Genomic DNA, 17,005 nt, shown 5'->3' with positions numbered 1-17,005 from the left:
CGCAAGGAAGCGACGATGAGCGAGGCCGTCGTTGACGATATCGTGGCCGTGCTGCCGCCGCTGCTCAATGCGCTGGAGGCGCTCGCCTTTTTTCAGCGCAACCTGCACCCGCCGGCCTTCGGCTCCGTGATGAATGCGATTGGCGCTCCCGACGAGGCGTTGCAAACGGCGCGCGCGGCAATCCGAGAATGGCCGGAGGAGTTCACCGGACTGCGCGAGCGGCTCGATCGTGCCTGCGACGAGACGCTCGCCGCCTTTGCCGGCCTGCGCGAGGTCGAACGTGGCAATGGCGACCTCGTCGCGGTCTTCCGCGCACTACGTCATGTGCCGCGCGCGCAGGAGGCACTCTATCCGCTGGCCGTGCGGTTTCCGCCGGTCAGCAGTTTCTTCCTCAACGCCGCGAATCGCGAGAATGCCGACCTGTTGTCGCGGCTCGAAGCCGGCGCGGACGCGCACACCGGCATCATCCACGATCACAACGAGCCCGGCAGCCGCGGTGGCTTTTCGGTCTACGTGCCCGAATATTATACGCCCGATCGCGCCATGCCGCTGGTGATGGCGTTGCACGGCGGCAGCGGCAACGGCCGCGGTTTCCTGTGGAGCTGGCTGCGCGATGCCCGCAGTCTTGGTGCGATCCTGGTGGCGCCGACCGCGACCGGCCCAACCTGGGCGCTGATGGGTGACGATTCCGACACGCCCAACCTCATGCGCATTCTCGAAACCGTGCGCAGCCGCTGGACCATCGACGCCTCGCGCATGCTGCTCACCGGCATGAGCGACGGCGGCACCTTCTGCTATGTCACCGGCCTCGACGGCGCCTCGCCCTTCACGCATCTCGCGCCGGTGTCGGCGACCTTCCATCCGCTGAGGGTCGAAATGGCTGACGCTGCGCGTCTGCAGCGCCTGCCGATCTTCATCGCGCACGGCAAGCTCGACTGGATGTTTCCGGTGCAGACCGCGCGGCAGACGCAGGCGGCCCTCGCCGCCGCCGGCGCCGACGTCACCTATCGCGAGATCGACGACCTCAGCCACACCTATCCTCGCGAGATCAACGCGGAGCTGGTGCAGTGGCTGAATGGAGAATGAACAACCTCTCCTTCCCTGCGCCCTACTGCCGCGGAACAATCGATCCGGGCCGACGTTATCGCCCGTCATCGGAGGTTTCGCCATGCGGATGTTTCTTGGAATGATTTTGGGCGCGCTGCTGCTTGCCTGCGGCGTGTATGTCTATGACTCCATGCAGACGTCGTCGGTTGCTCATGGCGAGGTCGCGACGACCAATCGCACCATCGTAAACTGGGATGTCGCCAAAGCCGATTGGGACGCGCTGCGCGATCGCGCGCACAAGGACTGGGTCCGCATCTCCTCCAAGTAACGATGTGGTATCATGAATGAGGCGCCGTCGCGGGTCCGCGGCGGCGCCTTCGTATTGCGCGGTGAATATCGCTCGGCTCAGTTCATCTTGGCCTTGCGGGCGTCGGCGATGACCTGCTCGAACTCGTTCATGCTGAGCACGCCGGGCACGCGGTATTTGCCGACGATGAAGGACGGCGTGCCGCGGAAACCGAAGGCTTCGGCCTGCTCGTTGTTGCGCTTGAGCACGGCGTCGATGTCCTTGGCGTGATCGGCGAGATCGCGCTTCAACCGATCCATGTCGACGCCGGCCGCCGCGAGCAGTTCGTTGATGCGCGGCTCCGTCAGGCGCGAGCTGACGCCCATCATGGCGTCATGGGCCTGGTGGTATTTGTCCTGGAATTTCGCCGCCAGCGCGGTCCGCGCGGCCGTGACCGAAACCGGACCGAGAATCGGCCAGTCCTTCATCACCAGCCGGACCTTGCCGTCGTCCTGGATGACCTGACGCAACTCGGGCTCGAGCTTGCGGCAATAGGGGCAGTTATAGTCGGACCATTCGATGATGCTGATATTCCCGTCGGGATTGCCGGCCACGGGAACGTCGGGATCGCGCAGCACCTTGGCTTCGGTCAGCACCTCGTCTTCGTCGGTTGCCGCCCGCGCCGCGGTGATCCCACCGGCGACAAGGGCGCCCGCTCCAATCAGCGTCAGCGCCGCGCGCCGCGTCGGCACAAGGCTCTTATTCCTGAATCCAGCCATATCTCGTTCCATTTCGGTCCCATTTCCGTGGATACGGTCCGAGACTGGGAATTGTTACAGGTCATATAGAGTGTCGCGGCGCCGATGTCATCGCCACGCTATGCCGGTATCGGGGCCGGCGCTTGGGAAGCGGCAACGCGGGGCAGCATTGCCATCAGCGTGCCGGTCATCGTGGCGATCAACGTGACCTTGCCCTCGTGCTCGGCAAACGCCCTGGCCTCGCAAAAGGTCAGCGTGCGGCCGGGCTTGACCACCTCTGCCTTGAAGACGAAACGCTCGCCCCGTGCCGGCGCGAGCAGCGTAGTCTTGAACTCGACGGTGAGGATATCGGCCTCGCGCGGCATCAGGGTGAAGGCGGCGACACCACAGGCATTGTCGAGGCCTGCGGTAATGATGCCGGCGTGGACAAAGCCGTTCTGCTGTGTGAGGGCCGGCGAATGCAGCATGGCTAATTCAGCCTCGCCCGGCGCAAGGCGGACGATCACGATACCGAGCGTGTGCATCGCCGGCTGGCCGTCGAACATGGCGATGCCAGCCGCGCGATAGCCCGGGTTCTTCGGCTCATATGCAGCCATGGCTCAGGCCTCCGCCTTCTCGGCGAGGTGCCTCAAGGCCACCTCGCGGATGGCATCCGTGAACGGCACCGATTTGCGCTGGCTCCGGTCCATGTGCACGCCCGTGATCTCGCAGAACGCGGCGATCTCGCCGGTCTCGGCATTGGTCATGTCGTGCCGGAAGCGGATCGATTTGTCGCGGATCTCAAGCAGATGGCTGCGGATCTCGACGATGTCGCCGGCGCGCAGCTCGCGCTTATAGGTGATGTTCTGCTGCACGGCGGCCATGCCGCGGCCGGAGCCGCGCAGATAGCTCGGCGTCAGCCCGAGGCGAGCGAACAGATTCCAGTTGGCCTCGTCGAATTTGCCGACATACCACATGATGTTCATATGGCCGACGTGATCGCACTGCCATGGATAGACCGTGCCGCGATAGGTCGCCTCCTGCTCCATCGCAATTCTCCCTGGCCTTTTCTGCCTTTGATTGTCGATACGGTAGCGTATCAACCTCCTCCCGCGTTAGCAATACGGCACCGTATCAAGAATCGGCGAGGCTGCCTGCATGAGTGACGGCAAAGGCGATGTCTGGGTCGAGGCAGGGCTCACCGAGCTCGCCCGATCGGGAGTCGAGGGGGTTCGGGTCGAGGTGCTCGCCAAGAATCTGGGCGTCACCAAGGGCGGCTTCTACCGCCGCTTCGCCGACCGTGCCGCACTGCTCGGTGCCATGCTGGAACGCTGGCGCGAGGGGCGCTCAACGGCGATCGCGCAGCAAACGAGTCTCGATGGCCAAGAGCCCCGTGAACGGCTGCGGGCGGTGATCCAGCTCTATTCGGAGCGGCTCAATCCGGACGGGATGGCAATCGAGCTTGCGATCCGGCAATGGGCTCGCTCGGACGAGGGCGCCGCGGCAGCGGTGGCGAACGTGGACGCCGCGCGGCTGAAGCACGTCGCCGAACTCTATCGCGCGACCGGCCTCGATACCGAGGCAGCCGAAGCGCAGGCCTTCCTGTTCTACTGCTTCATCTTCGGCCAGAGCCTGCTGTTCGTCGAGCGCGGCCCGCGCAAGCGATCGCAGCTCGTGGCAAAATCGGCCGAGAAGCTCCTGGATTAAAGCAAGAGGCCGGAGCTTGGCTCCGGCCTCTGCGTCGTCTTGAAGCGTCAGGCGGCGCCCTTCAGCTTCTTGTTGCATTCGCTGTAATAGCCGCCGCCCTTCTCGATCCACTTCATGCCGCCATTGCCGTTGGTGGCCTTGTTGGCGTTGTACTGGTCGACGCAGGTGTGCAGGCGCCCCTTGCCGGGGGTCTCCTTGGCGTATTTCGGATCGACCGCGTTCGGATAGATCGCGGGGCCGGCCGGCAGGGTCGGGGCAGCAGCCGGGGCGGCCTCCTTCTTCGCCTGCTTCGGCTCGGCGGGAGCGGCGGGCGCAGCAGGAGCGGCCGCGGTCGGCGCAGCCGCTGGCGTCGCGTCCGCGCCGCACTGGGCCTTGCGGAAGTCATTCCACTTCGTGGTGCCGAGCGACCCGTCCTTCTTGGCGGCCTGGTATTTCGCGCTGCACTCCTGCGAGGTCAGCGCCTGCGCCGGCGCACTTGCCACCAGCGCGGCAAAGCCCGACAGCGCAACTGCACATAGCAACTTTGATTGAATGGTCATCCTTGGTCTCCTCCTTGATCTTCCCCCGAGGGAAGTGAACCGAGGATTGCTATCCTAGCGTGCCGCCCGCCCGCGACAAGGAAGCGATGGCTGCTGCCGCCAAAATATAGTGATCCTCCACGTTCCAATTATTCATGTCGCGTTCAGCAACGCCAGCCGACTTTCGCGCCCTTCGCAATTCCCGCAAGAAGAGTGCAGCACCATGACCCTCACATCTCGCCTCGCCGTCGTCGCTCTCGCCTCCCTGCTCGCCACCGGCACCGCCTTCGCGCAGACCGCCGCGCCGGCAGCAAAGACCGACACCAAAACCACAACCGCCGCCCCCATGGACAAGAAGGCACCGAAGGAGCACTCGGCCGAGTCGCTCGAATGCTCCAAGCAGGCCGACGCCAAGGGCCTGCACGGCAAGGAGCGCAAGAAATTCCGCTCCGAATGCATCAAGACCGCCAAGGCCGGCATGGCCGCGCCGGCTGCGGAGAAGAAGTAAATCCTTCCCCCCTGCTCGCGGCTTCGGCGAGAGGCGCGCGCATTGCGGTATGACGTGGCCGCAATTGTGCGCCTCTTGTTGATTTGCGATAAGGTGGTGTGAAGCAAATCACCGCCTCCCTGCCGTTCGAATGGCCGAGCCGTGCCAAGATGTTGAGCACGGTGGAAACGCTCGTCATTGGCACCGCCGGGGGCCTCGTGTTTCTGCTCGCGGGCCTTCCGGGGGGATTGATCTCGGGCTCCATGATCGCGGTAGGGATCGCCGCGATCGCCGGTCGCCAGCTGACGCTGCCGCCGATCCTGACCCAGACGGTGCTGGTGCTGCTCGGCATTTCGTTAGGATCAGTCGTCTCTCGCCACCTGCTTCAACAGGTCAGTGCCTATCCGCTCACCATCGGGCTGCTCGCGCTCGCGACCTTCTGCTCGACCTTCGGCTCCAGTTATTATCTCCAGCGCATTCACGGCTGGGACCGCACCTCGGCCTTCCTCGCCGGCAGCCCCGGCGCGCTGTCGCAGATCACGATTTTGGCGGTCGAGCGCGGCGCCGACCTGCCGGGCATCGCGGTGGTGCAGACCATGCGCGTCATCATCCTCACCGCGGCCCTGCCGATGGTGCTGGCGTTCGCCGGCGTCGCGCCCTCCGTCGCGCCATCGCTGACGACGACGATCGCCTCGCCGCTCGACCTCGTCGAGCTGGTCGCGGCCTCGCTGGCCGCGGCACTCCTCCTGCGGCTGATCAGGTTTCCGGCGAGCTGGATGTTCGGTGCGATGATCGGCTCAAGCGTGCTGCATGGCGCCGGTTGGGTCGAGGGCGGCCTGCCGGACTGGGTACGCGGCGTGGCGCTGGTCGGCATCGGCGCCCTGATCGGCAGCCGCTTCGCGCGGATGAGGATCAAGACGCTCGCCGGCCACATCAACGCGGCACTGGGCTCGTTTGCCATCGCCATCGCCGTTTCCGCGATCTTCGTCGGCATCGTGGCGCTCACCACGCAGGTGAAATTCTCCGACGTCGTGGTCGCCTACGCACCGGGCGCGATGGACGCCATGCTGGCGCTGGCCCTGACGCTGCACATCGATCCGATCTTCGTCGGCGCACATCACCTCTCGCGCTTCGTCTTCGTGACGATCGCGACGCCGGGCATTGTGCACCTGTTCGGCCGGACGCAGGACGATGTGGATGATTGAGCCTCAGCGCTTCACCGTCGCAACGAATCCCCACGCGGCGATCGCAGCCATCAAGAGCGAGATCAGCACGTTGTAGCCGGCAAGCGAGAGGCCGAGGAAGCGCCACTGCACCTCGTCGCAGCGGACCACCTTCACGGTGTCGAGCCGCGACAGCAGGTCGGTGGCGCTGCCGAGATTGACGACGGGACCGGAGCAGTCGGTCGGTCCCTTCCAAAAGCCCCATTCGACGCCGGAATGATAGGTGCCGAGCCCGGCATTGGCGATGCTCGCGAGCGCAAGGATCGCCAGGCCCGCGAGCAGCAGCGGTCTCGGCGCACCGCCCCGCGCCGCGAGTGCGATGAGCAGGCCGAGCGGGATCACGAGGTAATAGGCGTAGCGCTGCTCCAGGCAGAGCGGACAGGGCACAATCCCGAGCACCAGCTGGAAGAACCAGGCGCCCGCGATGGTCGCGGCTGCCGTCAGCGCGACCGCGAGCGAAGCGGCCAGCGCAGGGGTCGTGGCCGCCGGTTTGAACGCAGGTATTGCGGCACTCTGGGTTGTCACGGCAGCCTCCTTTCGATGGGTCGCTTTCCAAGGCTGTAACCCCGGCTCATGCGGCTGTCGAGAACGGCCCGGATCACTTTGGCGCGGGTTGACCCCGCTTGGTCCATGGCTATAGTCCGCCGGCTTCGCGACGCCCGCCTAGGGCCGACCGAGGGCCCCTGTGGCGGAACTGGTAGACGCGCTCGACTCAAAATCGAGTTCCGCAAGGAGTGCTGGTTCGATTCCGGCCAGGGGCACCAACTAGGCTGTTCAAGCCCGTTCTAAATCGTCCGCAACCATCCGCAGTACTCCAAACCTGGCGTTGCTCGGTACGCGTCAGGCCCGACTTCCGGCTCGATCTTCAGATGGCCGAGATGTCCAGCTTCGAGCCATCGGTCAGACGCGACAGCCGGAACGGTGCGGGATCGACGCAAGGAGTGTCGTTGACGAGAAGCTGTGCGGCCAGATAGCCAAGGCCCGGGCCCAAACCGAAGCCGTGACCCGAGCAGCCCGCTGCGAGGACGAGGCCTTCCACCCGGTCCACCTTCGACACGACAGGCACTGCATCCGGCGTGCAATCGACGAAGCCGCCCCAAGCGCTACCGAGCTTTATTTCGCCGAGTTGGGGGAAGGTTTTCCGGACACTCGCCACCACTTGGCTCACCAGCCATTTCAAGGGCGGAGGATCCAGCACGCGATTCTGTTCGAAGATCCGATCGTCGTTGGTCAGCAGCGCCGTCATTGAATCCGGCCCCGAAACGAACGATTGGCCGACGCCAATCCTGACGTTCTTCAGGCGACGCAAGAACTGCGGCATGAATTCCCGGCTGTACCGGATAGCCTGGGGCGTGATTTCGAGGTTCGCCTTGCCGCTGATCGCAAGCGTATAGCTGCCGTCCAGTCGACGCGTGATCGTGCAGTAGGGTGTGGAGACCGCCTCGCCTATGTTGATTGTCGGGGTGGAACGCAGCGCGGTCTGACGGATGCTCGCTTGGGGAAAACTGATCCCGAGCGGCCGAAGGAAGCGCGAGGACCAGGCGCCGGCGGCGCAAAGCACCGCGCTGGTTCTGATATAGCCCTTCTCCGTGTGCACGCCTGCAATCTTGCCATTGGCCAAGTCGAGCGCCCGCGCGGCGCATCCCTGGTGGATCGTGGCGCCCAGAATTCTGGCCCCTTCGGCGATAGCCGGCGCGGCGAGCGCAGGTTCGGCCTTGCCGTCCCGAGCCGAATAGGTCCCGCCGACCCATTTGTCGCGCGCTTCGGGGACGCGCTCGGCCACCTCCGCCCGGCTCAGCACGCGGGTGTCGACGTCGTACTCCCTGGCGACCTCGCGCCACCTTTCCCAGCCGGCGAGCACAGCCTCGTCGTGGGTCGCATAGACGAGTCCGCAGCGCCGAAATCCGAGGTCCCGATTGATATCGCGCGTGAGCTCGTCCCACAGCCGCATAGAGATCACCGAGAGTGGCAGTTCGCGGCGATCGCGGTTCTGCTGCCGGCACCAACCCCAGTTTCGGCTCGATTGTTCACAGGCGACGTGACCCTTCTCGAGGAGCGCCACAGAGAGGCCGCGCTTCGCCAGGTAATAGGCGGCCGTAGCGCCGAGGATACCGCCGCCGACTATGACGACATCGGCCTCGGCCGGGAGACGCTCATCGCTGTGAATGCGCTCGACATGGGGCGACATGTTCCAACGAACCTCGGCTGCCAAGAACGCGGAAGCAAAATTCCGATCAACCCTTCATCGCATCAGGCGCCCGATAGAATGTGCTGAAATCATCTAGGACTTCGCAAGATGTTCGGGTTTTTGAGCGCTTGAGCGATACGAGCTGCTCAAGCGCGATCGTCCCAGTTCGGCGCAACGGCGGCGCGACCTGCTTGTCCACGGAGACTGGACCGCTTTTCGATGCCCCAGAAAAATGGACCCAGACCGTCGCGATTGGCTCGGCGACACCGGGACGAGTGATGTCCTGAACCACGAGCGTCGAGAAGGCACCAGCGCGGCGGCAAAGCCCATTTCGGCGCCCGAAGTCATCTTCCGCACTGTCTCGATCGTCTTCCATACGCTGACATAGCCGGGTTTCATCACAAAGCTGTCGCCGGCGCGGAAAATGCGAGGCTCCTTGCCTTCCTCGGTCAGCTCCACCACGCCGGAAAGGATGTGGCAGTACTCAAAGGTCTCGCCCTTGATCGAGCGGTTCTCGCCAGGCGTGGCTTCCCAGACTCCGGTCTTCACCGAGTCGGCGCGGGAGGAGTCCTGCTCCCAGGTCCTGAGGTCATCGAGGCCGGACCGGCGAAGGCCGGTCGACGGCGTCAAGCGTTTGCTCCGATCGCAGGCAGACGGTCTAGCCTTCGAGGTCGTGAGCGGTGCCGGCATCCATGGATGTGCCGGGTTCGAGCAGCACGACCTCGCAGACGTCGTCCAGCGCGACAGGGCAATGCTCTACCCCATGCGGGACCACGATGAACTCGCCTTGCTCGATGATCTCGTCCCGATCACGAAACTTCATCAGCAGGCGGCCTTTGTGCACCAGGAAGAGTTCGTCACCGCTCCTGTGAAAGCGCCAGGCGAACTCGCCCGCGAACTTGGCGAGCTTGATCTGCATGTCGTTAATCTGACCCGCGATCTTCGGAGACCAAGTCTCCTTGAGCTGCCCGAACGAGCTGGCCAGGTTCTTCTTGTGGAGCGGCGAGAGATGCCGGTTCAGAGCGGCCACGTCACGGATGATGGCCCCAAGCTGGCGAGCGACGTCCTTGTCGTCGGCCGGATACTTGCCGTCCAACGCGGCCGTGCCGATAGTGAAGCCGGCGGCTCCTGCGTCCTTCAGGATGGCGATCCGCTCAGGCGTATCAATCGAGCCGGCCACATAGACGGGCTTGGGCACCGCCGCGCACACCGCCTTGATGAGGGCCGGGACGTCTTCCTTGGAGCGATAGGCGAGCAGGTCGAGGCCATACACGCCCTCCCGCACGGCGAGCGCCTGGGCGCTCTCAACGATCTCCTCGATGCTCCCTTCGAGCACGCTCGGATGACCGGTGATGCGACCCGGGAAGGGGCAGTATTGAATGCCGGTGCCAGCAAGGATCGGCAACACGTCGTCAACATGTGTGCCGCCGAGCAAGACGTTGACGCCGATTTCAACCGCCGCTTTCGCCGAAACGATCTCACTTTGCCGGTCGAGTGAGACGACTTCGAGATAGGAGGTGGCGCCGTCTGCCTTGATGACCCGGTTGAGAACTTTGAGTCGATCAATCGGCAGGCCGATGTCCTTGAAACCGATGTGGCGAACGCCAAGCCTCAGGGCGGTCTTGAGTTGTTCAGAGGCGTCCCCGACGGTGCGATCGTTGCGCGTGAGCATGAAGATAAAGCGAAGGCCCATTAGACTACCCCTTCTTTGGTCTTAATTTGCGCGGCGACGAGCCTTCGCGCGTAAGCCAGCGCGGTCTCGAGACTGCCGGTGTCGGCGATGCCTCGACCCGCAATGTCGAATGCCGTGCCGTGATCAGGGCTTGTACGGACGAACGGCAGGCCGAGCGTGATGTTCACACCCTTTTCGAGGCCGAGATATTTCACCGGAATTAGGCCCTGATCGTGATATTGGGCCACGACCACATCGAAGCGGCCCTTGCGGGCCTGCATGTAGACAGTGTCCCCGGGCCAGGGGCCACTGGCGTCGATGCCCTCGGCGCGGGCCGCTTCGATCGCAGGCCGGATGATCTGGATTTCTTCGTCGCCGAAGAGACCACCTTCGCCGGCATGGGGGTTGAGCCCTGCCACTGCAATGCGCGGCGCCGCGATCCCGAGGGCCTTGCCGCCCTCATTTGCGAGCCGGATCGCCGACATCTGGGCATCGAAATCCGCTTGGTCGATGGCTTTGCGCAGCGACATGTGGATGGTGACGAGAACCGTGCGGATATCATCGTTGGCCAGCATCATCGCAACGCGCTCCGCACCACCATAGTCGGCGAGGATTTCGGTGTGCCCGGGATAGCGAATGCCCGCGCTTGCCATCGCTTCCTTGTTGATCGGTGCGGTGACGATGCCGCTGACCTTGCCGGCCTTGGCTGCCGCGACGGCGGCGACGATGGCATCGAAGGAAGCTTGGCCGGACATGGCGCTGACGCTCCCGAGCGGAGGCGGCGCGATGATTTGCGTCGCCTCGACGACTTCGATGGACCGCGGCTCAGAGCGCGCCTCTTCAGGTCGGGCGATACGCCTGACCGTCAGCTCGAGACCCAGACGATGGACGATATTCTCCATCACGACGTAGCTGCCGAATACGACCGTGCCTTCGCCGGCTTTGGCCAATGTCTTCGCCACGATCTCCGGGCCGATGCCGGAGGCATCGCCCATTGTGACGGCGAGGGGAGCGGATTGGGTCATGATACAACCAGTTCTGATACCGAGGTGCCAAGGCGGAGCCGCGTGATCGCACGACGCAGCGTATCGTCGTCGCCAAAGCCGCCTGCCTTCATGGCGATCAGCAGCTCTCGTCCATCTCCGAGGGACGTGCGGCCAAGCGGAAAGCCTGGCTCGAGCTCTTGCAGGATCTCGAACTCATAAATGTCCAGGCCGTCCAGAATCGCCTCCATGGTGTCCCCGCCTGTGGCGATCACCATATCGAAACGCTCGTCGGCCAGCCGTCGAGCCGCATTTTGAGCAATGTCGCGCAGGACGGATCCGGGATCATTCATCCGTTCGATCGGAGCCTGCAGCAGAGCGATTCCAGGCTCCATTGCGATGCAGTCGGCCTGACGATGGCTGCGCGGATTGGCGCTGCCGATCGCAACAAGAATGTCGCCACTAACCGCGGCGGTCACGTCCGACGCAACCGCAAGCGGCGCAAGACGCTTCGCCAGGGCAAGGGCCATGCCCGGAGAGCCCACCCATAGGATCGACTCCGGATCCGGCAGGGCCGCAACTTGTTTGTCGAGATCGGCCTGTGTTGCAGCATCAAGGATGACGACGCTTCCGATGGAGGCCGGAACGAGCTCAGCCAGCCGAGAATGTCGCGCCGGATGGACGGGGTCGCGACCGTATTCGGTCTCCGTTACAGGAATGCCGTCCACAAGCTGAACGCCGTCGACGGTTGTACGCCCAGCGCCAGGGAACGCAGGTGCAAAGACCAGCATCTTGCGGCCGCTTACGGTGAAGGCCGCTTCCATCTCGGCCGTCACGTGCCCGCGAAGAGTCGAGTCGACGGTCTTGTAGAGGACAACCCGCGAAGCGAGCTGCTCGGCAAGTTCTGACTGCCGCCGCGCCGCTTGCGAAACCGGCACTGATCTAGATCCGCTATCAACGGCGACAATCGTGGCCTCCTGGTGCGGCAGCCGGCGTCGGCCGACAACGGCTCGCAAACCGCGCTCGACAAACGGACCGGCCCCATCGGCGGCGCTGGTCAGGTCGTCGGCTAGGATACCGATTGTGTATTCGCCATTGGTTCGCATGGATCAATTATGCTAAGCAAATTCAACATAAAAAGCGATATTTTTTGCGCTACATTGGTGATATGAGATCACCAATGAGGCGATCAGAAATACCTTCATTGGACGACTTGCGTGCGTTCGAGACCGCTGCGCGGCTGGGGTCGGTTCGGCTTGCCGCGAACAGCCTTGCCTTGACCCATGGGGCTGTGAGTCGCCGTATCACCAAACTGTCGGAAGACCTTGGCTTCAAACTCTTCGAAAAAAGCGGACGTGGCTTGAGTCTCACTGCCTCTGGAGAAGTGCTCAACCTCACACTCGGCCGTTTCTTCACCGAGCTGGCGACAACCGTTGAGAGCTTGCGTGCTGCCAACGCACAGCAGAACTCCCTCGTTCTCTCATGCGAGCCTTCAGTCGCTATGCGCTGGCTTATTCCACGGCTTGCAAGCTTTCAGGCCGTCCATCCCGACATCGCTCTACATCTGTCAGTCGCCGGCGGCCCCGTCGAGTTTCGCCGCGATCGGATCGATCTGGCTATACGTCGGCTCGACTTTGCGCTCCCAGAGGCGTGGCACGTCCGGCGCCTTTTTCCTGAAAGGGTAGGACCGGTCATGAGCCCTCAGCTCGCAGCGGTGTTTGCCTCAGGAAACTACATCGCCCTAGGTTCGAAGACTCGGGCGGACGCTTGGTCGCGATGGCTTTCCACCCACCCGTCGGTGCGGCGCCCCGCGGAGATACGCTTCTACGATCACCACTTCCTCATCGTCGAAGCAGCATTGGCGGGATTGGGCGTTGCCCTCAGCCCGCGGGTCCTTGCAACGGACGACGTAGATAGAGGGCGGCTCATCGCACCTGCCGGTTTCGATCCGGACGAAAGCCACTATGGCCTCATCTGGGCGGGAGAAACTGAACTGTCTGGGAAAGCGAACTATCTTGCTTCATGGCTGCAGGAACAGTGCAATCTGATCTAATGATTCAACTTCGCGCTCCTCAAGGGCTCGGCGCTATCAGGCGTTGAACCCGACTTGAGAAGGTGTTCGTCGATTCGACGCGTGTGCGATCACCGCCGGAAACACTTCCGCGTCAGCGGAAGCCGATTCGCTTTCCGAGATGAATTTCATCGATAGAATCCGAGAACGGCCTTGGTCTCGAGATATTCTTCCATGCCCTCGCGGCCGTATTCCCTGCCGTTTCCGGAACGCTTGTATCCGCCAAAAGGTGCGTTCGGGTCCCAGTCGGGATAGTTGAGATGAACTTGACCAGACCGGATCTGCCCGGCGACCGCCTGCATCGTTTCAATATCCGTGCCCTGCACATGCGCGCCGAGGCCGTAGACGGTATCGTTGGCAATCTCGACCGCCTCGTCGACCCTATCGTAGGGAATGATCGACAGCACCGGGCCGAAGATCTCCTCCTGCGCAATTCTCATGTCGCGATTGACGTTCGAGAAGATGGTCGGCCGCGCATAGAGGCCGACCTGAAGGTCGTTGGGCCGCCCCGGCCCGCCAATGACAAGCTTGGCGCCTTCCTCCAGGCCGATGCCGATCATGGCCTGGATACGCTCGAACTGCGGCGGGTTGGCGATCGGACCATGGGTCGTGCTTTCCGCAAGCGGATCGCCGACCACCAATTCAGAAGCGGCCGCCGCCGCCAGGATCTCGACCTTTGCCATCTGTGAGCGGGACACAAGCATACGCGTCGGTGCGCTGCAGGATTGGCCGAGATTGCGGAAGGCGGCGGCGACACCGAGCGGAACAGCCCGGCTCAAATCCGCATCCGGCAAGATGATGTTCGGTGACTTGCCGCCGAGCTCCTGTGCGACGCGCTTGACGGTGGGCGCCGCTGCTTGCGCGACGAGAACGCCTGCCCGCGTCGAGCCGGTGATCGAGATCATGTCGACTTGCGGATGCGACGCCAGACCGGTCCCCACGACTGGACCTGTCCCGTTGACGAGGTTGAAGACGCCGGGCGGACAGCCGGCATCGTCCATCACCTTGGCGAACAACAGGGCACTCAGCGGCGAAAGTTCGCTCGGCTTCAACACCACCGTGCAGCCAGCTGCCAGCGCCGGAGCGACCTTGGCCGTAATCTGGTAGAGGGGCCAATTCCAGGGGGTGATAAGACCACAGACGCCGATTGCCTCGCGCATAATCGCGGTGCTGCCGCGCGTGGCGATGAACGGATAGGTCGCGAGATTGTCACGCGCGACGCGGATATGTTCGGCAGCGAGCGGCACCTGGGCGCGGCGCGCGTAAGTGATGGCGGCCCCCATCTCGCACGTGATGGCCTGCGCAAACAGCTCCAGTCTATCGAGAAGCAAACCGTGAACCCGGTCGAGCAGCGCCGCCCGCTCGGCAGCCGGCTTACGGGACCAGCCGGTAAAGGCTTTTCTCGCGGCTACGACCGCGCAGTCTACATCCTCGTCATCGCCGAGCGCGATTTCTGCGACCGGCTGCTCGATCGCCGGATTGACGACGATCGCCGTCGCCAACCCTGTCGGCTTCCGCCATTCTCCGTCGATGTAAAATTTGCCGAGGAAGCCGGCTTCCGTCAGGTGTCGAACGGCCGAGGTCATTGGAAGCGATCCTTGATCCGGTAATAGACGCCGACCAGCGGAAGCTGGGCATGCGCAAATCGCCGCCCGATTCTGTTTCAGATCTACCAGCCGCGCATCCGCGGCCACTGAGCTTCGATTGCGTCACTTCCCGCCGAGATGACATTGTAAAGTTCGTGCTGTGACGCCGTCGCGCAGGCATGATTGGGCAGAATCCTGACCTTCGCGCCGATCGGGATATGCGGGAGGGCTGCAGCCGATCTGGACCTTATGGCGAGGATGCCGTGCTCCTGGCTCGCCTGCGCGACGATCAGATTCGGATAGAGTTGGCCGGACAGATCGCAGACGAGACCGTAACCTTGGTCGACCCGCTGCGCCGCGGTGCCGCGATCACGTGACAGTGCCATCCAGCCCGCATCGACCAAAATCCATCCCTTCTCCGGCTTCGTGCCGATGACGGTGGCGAGAACCGAGATCGCGATGTCGTCGGTCGTGCAGACACCGACGCCGTGCATCACCAGATCGAAGAACATGTAGACGCCGGCCCGCATCTCCGTGACGCCGGTCAGGCCTTCGGCGAAATGGGCGGTCGGCGTCGAACCGACACTTACGACCGGGCATTCATGCCCCGCCGCCCGCAATGTCTCCGCGGCCGCCACGGCCACGGCCCTTTCGTTCTCTGCGGCCGCGACGAGGGCATCGGACGAGCAAAGGCTGTAGGATTCGCCGGCATGGGTGAGAATGCCGGCGAGCGTGACGCCGGCCTCGGCCAGGGCCGCCGCGACGGCGATGAGCTTGGGATCGGTGGCGGTCAGCCCGCCGCGATGGCCGTCGCAGTCGATCTCGATGAAGGCGGAGGGCGTCACGCCGGCGGCACGCGCTGCCGTGCCCAACATCGCCGCCTGTTCAGGCGAATCGAGCAGCACCTTAAGGTCAACGCCGGCTTTGCGGAGACGCATCGCCCTTTCAGCGGTGTGCGGTGCCACGCCGACGGCATATGTCACGTCACGGAAACCGTACTGCGCGAAGTACTCAGCCTCCGCCAAGGTGGAGACCGTGATCGGCCCCGGCCCGGAGGGATAGGCGCGCTGGGCAACCTCGATGGATTTCGCGGTTTTCATATGGGGGCGCAGCACGACGCCAGCCGCGGCCATACGAGAGGACAGACGGGCGAGATTGCGATCCAGCCGGTCTTTGTCGAGCAGGAGGGCCGGCGTCGCCAGTGCGCCGACCGTCGCGGTTATCTCGCGTGGCGCGGCGTTCTGGCTATCCGTCCGGCGCATATCGGGGCGTTGCATCTCAAGGTCTCCTAGCCGAACGACTGGTTGGCGACCGCGAACGTGCGCGCCGGCCCGGTCCATGGCATCTGCGTCCCCAAGACCATGGTGGTGGCGTCGCTGACCTTCTGCAGGCCGATGTTTCCAAGCCAGTCACCGAGTTGCGAGGAGGCGGAGGTGTCGATCCGGACGAAAACACTCCCGAGGGGCGCGAGCGCGGCCTCGATCAATGCGCGCGCATCGGTCGGGCTTTCGGCGATCACAGGGCCGATGACATGCCCGCGGCCGAAGAGACGGGAAATGGCGTAGCCGCGGGGTATGCCGTCACGCAGCAGGACATAGCCGCAACCGACCTCGATCAGCCGGTTCAGCATCTCGCGCCTCATCCAGCCGGTGGCCTCGTGATCGAGACCGACTATGGCCTCGAAGTCCGACGGAACCATCGCTCTGACGTTTCCGACCGGCGGCATGTCGCGGCCCTGGCCAGGAACGCCATGATGCTGGTGCAGCATGCCGATGCTGGCGAAGCCGCGGCGTGCGTAAAGCGCAAGGCCTTCGGCGGTCGAATTCAGCGTGACGATTCGTGGTCGTGCCGCCGCGAGCAGCGCGTCCATCAGCCGGGCCCCGTACCCCCGTCCCTGAACGGCTTTCGAGACGATGACCATTCCGGCGGAAGCATGGGTGTCGCCGTAAGGCCACCACAGCGCGGTCCCCACCACAGCACCCGCACTCGTCACCACGAAACCGCGGCCAAGCTGCAGCGCAAATTCCCAATCCTTGAGCAGATACGGCCAAGACATCTCCTGCGAGAGCTTCAAGGCACCTTTCAGATGCGCTCTCGCGAAAGGGACTAGGGCCACGTCTTCAATCTCGCGTTCTCCGGCTTGGGTAGCTTCGGTTGCCATGATGCGTCGACGTCTCATGCTTGGGTTAGCGGACTAATCGTCAGTGCCTGACACGGCGAGGTCCATCTGACGATGTTCCCGCGAATTGCAGCGTATCTTGGCTGCGACAGCATTACGCGATCAGGCTGACGCAGAGTTCGGCAGGGAATTGCATTGATGATCCGATAGAAGGGACGATGTGCTGTCAGCGTCTCGCCACGCCGCAGCGCGATCCCGTTCCGGCATCCGATGGCCCGGAACGATACCGGGCATCAACCGCGGATCGCTCCGATAGCGCGCTTGAACGAACGCTGCGACCTCGTCGGGTGACAGCACCGTAAATACAGCCACGGCTGAAAC

General features: G+C 63.8%; 18 protein-coding genes, 1 tRNA gene and 1 pseudogene. 7 read left to right on the top strand and 13 right to left on the bottom strand.

Going from position 1 to position 17,005, the window contains the following annotated elements:
• Positions 1 to 15 precede the first annotated feature (15 nt).
• Together IVB19_RS03575 and IVB19_RS03570 are read left to right on the top strand one after the other, a co-directional pair.
• Positions 16 to 1,086, top strand: a complete 1,071-nt coding sequence (locus IVB19_RS03575) for an alpha/beta hydrolase family protein (RefSeq protein ID WP_018453217.1) — start codon at positions 16 to 18, stop codon at positions 1,084 to 1,086.
• A gap of 82 nt (positions 1,087 to 1,168) precedes the next feature.
• The gene (locus IVB19_RS03570) at positions 1,169 to 1,375 is read left to right on the top strand and encodes a hypothetical protein (protein ID WP_018453216.1); all 207 of its coding nucleotides are present in this window, start codon (positions 1,169 to 1,171) and stop codon (positions 1,373 to 1,375) included.
• Between the two features lie 77 nt (positions 1,376 to 1,452).
• On the opposite strand, the gene IVB19_RS03565 is transcribed toward IVB19_RS03570, so the two are convergent.
• The 3 genes from IVB19_RS03565 to IVB19_RS03555 all read right to left on the bottom strand — a co-directional run bounded on the left by IVB19_RS03565 (position 1,453) and on the right by IVB19_RS03555 (position 3,119).
• Entirely contained in the window at positions 1,453 to 2,112 is a 660-nt protein-coding gene (locus IVB19_RS03565) for a DsbA family protein (protein WP_026232486.1), read from the bottom strand.
• A 98-nt stretch (positions 2,113 to 2,210) separates the two neighbouring features.
• A complete protein-coding gene (locus IVB19_RS03560) occupies positions 2,211 to 2,687 on the bottom strand; it encodes a PaaI family thioesterase (RefSeq protein ID WP_018453214.1) in 477 nt (158 codons plus the stop codon).
• A gap of 3 nt (positions 2,688 to 2,690) precedes the next feature.
• A complete protein-coding gene (locus IVB19_RS03555; protein ID WP_018453213.1) occupies positions 2,691 to 3,119 on the bottom strand; it encodes an acyl-CoA thioesterase in 429 nt (142 codons plus the stop codon).
• 109 nt (positions 3,120 to 3,228) lie between these two features.
• Between IVB19_RS03555 and IVB19_RS03550 the strand changes: the two genes are divergently transcribed.
• Positions 3,229 to 3,777 carry a TetR/AcrR family transcriptional regulator gene (locus IVB19_RS03550; protein ID WP_018453212.1) on the top strand — a complete coding sequence of 183 codons (549 nt, stop codon included), beginning with the start codon at positions 3,229 to 3,231 and terminating at the stop codon, positions 3,775 to 3,777.
• Positions 3,778 to 3,824: 47 nt separating this feature from the next.
• Here IVB19_RS03550 and IVB19_RS03545 read toward each other — a convergent pair whose 3' ends face one another.
• Positions 3,825 to 4,316, bottom strand: a complete 492-nt coding sequence (locus IVB19_RS03545) for a hypothetical protein (RefSeq protein WP_085361101.1) — start codon at positions 4,314 to 4,316, stop codon at positions 3,825 to 3,827.
• A 202-nt stretch (positions 4,317 to 4,518) separates the two neighbouring features.
• Here IVB19_RS03545 and IVB19_RS03540 point away from each other — a divergent pair, with 202 nt between their 5' ends.
• Together IVB19_RS03540 and IVB19_RS03535 are read left to right on the top strand one after the other, a co-directional pair.
• Positions 4,519 to 4,803 carry a PsiF family protein gene (locus IVB19_RS03540; protein WP_018453210.1) on the top strand — a complete coding sequence of 95 codons (285 nt, stop codon included), beginning with the start codon at positions 4,519 to 4,521 and terminating at the stop codon, positions 4,801 to 4,803.
• Positions 4,804 to 4,901: 98 nt separating this feature from the next.
• Complete coding sequence (locus IVB19_RS03535; protein ID WP_085350767.1) at positions 4,902 to 5,987, top strand: AbrB family protein; 1,086 nt, start codon at positions 4,902 to 4,904, stop codon at positions 5,985 to 5,987.
• Between the two features lie 3 nt (positions 5,988 to 5,990).
• Here the strand turns inward: IVB19_RS03535 and IVB19_RS03530 are convergent, their stop codons facing one another.
• Positions 5,991 to 6,530 (bottom strand): disulfide bond formation protein B, encoded by a 540-nt coding sequence (locus tag IVB19_RS03530; RefSeq protein ID WP_018453208.1) that lies wholly within the window; start codon positions 6,528 to 6,530, stop codon positions 5,991 to 5,993.
• Between the two features lie 154 nt (positions 6,531 to 6,684).
• Here IVB19_RS03530 and IVB19_RS03525 point away from each other — a divergent pair.
• A tRNA-Leu gene (locus tag IVB19_RS03525) sits at positions 6,685 to 6,769 on the top strand.
• A 101-nt stretch (positions 6,770 to 6,870) separates the two neighbouring features.
• On the opposite strand, the gene IVB19_RS03520 is transcribed toward IVB19_RS03525, so the two are convergent.
• From IVB19_RS03520 to IVB19_RS03495, 5 genes and pseudogenes are all read right to left on the bottom strand, one after another.
• On the bottom strand, positions 6,871 to 8,193 hold the full coding sequence (locus tag IVB19_RS03520; protein ID WP_018453207.1) for an NAD(P)/FAD-dependent oxidoreductase: 1,323 nt from the start codon (positions 8,191 to 8,193) through the stop codon (positions 6,871 to 6,873).
• Between the two features lie 345 nt (positions 8,194 to 8,538).
• Positions 8,539 to 8,883 (bottom strand): annotated as a pseudogene (locus IVB19_RS03515) (cupin domain-containing protein); the annotation flags it as partial.
• Entirely contained in the window at positions 8,852 to 9,886 is a 1,035-nt protein-coding gene (locus IVB19_RS40325) for a cupin domain-containing protein (RefSeq protein ID WP_345946341.1), read from the bottom strand. The pseudogene IVB19_RS03515 and the gene IVB19_RS40325, both read right to left, overlap by 32 nt.
• Positions 9,886 to 10,890, bottom strand: coding sequence for a 4-hydroxythreonine-4-phosphate dehydrogenase PdxA (gene pdxA, locus IVB19_RS03500; RefSeq protein ID WP_026232485.1), 1,005 nt, complete (start codon positions 10,888 to 10,890; stop codon positions 9,886 to 9,888). The genes IVB19_RS40325 and pdxA overlap by 1 nt, the downstream gene beginning before the upstream one ends.
• Positions 10,887 to 11,954, bottom strand: a complete 1,068-nt coding sequence (locus tag IVB19_RS03495; protein WP_026232484.1) for a four-carbon acid sugar kinase family protein — start codon at positions 11,952 to 11,954, stop codon at positions 10,887 to 10,889. The genes pdxA and IVB19_RS03495 overlap by 4 nt, the downstream gene beginning before the upstream one ends.
• A 74-nt stretch (positions 11,955 to 12,028) precedes the next feature.
• Between IVB19_RS03495 and IVB19_RS03490 the strand changes: the two genes are divergently transcribed.
• Positions 12,029 to 12,901: a LysR family transcriptional regulator gene (locus IVB19_RS03490; protein ID WP_026232483.1), complete on the top strand. Its 873-nt coding sequence runs from the start codon at positions 12,029 to 12,031 to the stop codon at positions 12,899 to 12,901.
• A gap of 146 nt (positions 12,902 to 13,047) precedes the next feature.
• Here IVB19_RS03490 and IVB19_RS03485 read toward each other — a convergent pair whose 3' ends face one another.
• The 3 genes from IVB19_RS03485 to IVB19_RS03475 all read right to left on the bottom strand — a co-directional run bounded on the left by IVB19_RS03485 (position 13,048) and on the right by IVB19_RS03475 (position 16,579).
• Positions 13,048 to 14,505, bottom strand: a complete 1,458-nt coding sequence (locus IVB19_RS03485; protein ID WP_018453200.1) for an aldehyde dehydrogenase family protein — start codon at positions 14,503 to 14,505, stop codon at positions 13,048 to 13,050.
• A gap of 83 nt (positions 14,506 to 14,588) precedes the next feature.
• Positions 14,589 to 15,782, bottom strand: coding sequence for an alanine racemase (locus IVB19_RS03480; RefSeq protein WP_198293338.1), 1,194 nt, complete (start codon positions 15,780 to 15,782; stop codon positions 14,589 to 14,591).
• An 11-nt stretch (positions 15,783 to 15,793) separates the two neighbouring features.
• On the bottom strand, positions 15,794 to 16,579 hold the full coding sequence (locus IVB19_RS03475) for a GNAT family N-acetyltransferase (protein ID WP_018453197.1): 786 nt from the start codon (positions 16,577 to 16,579) through the stop codon (positions 15,794 to 15,796).
• Positions 16,580 to 17,005: the final 426 nt, after the last annotated feature.

This window comes from Bradyrhizobium sp. 187 (assembly GCF_023101005.1).
Classification (GTDB): domain Bacteria; phylum Pseudomonadota; class Alphaproteobacteria; order Rhizobiales; family Xanthobacteraceae; genus Bradyrhizobium; species Bradyrhizobium canariense_D.
Note: the sequence above shows the minus strand (reverse complement) of the source record. Positions and strands in the feature narration are given on the sequence as shown.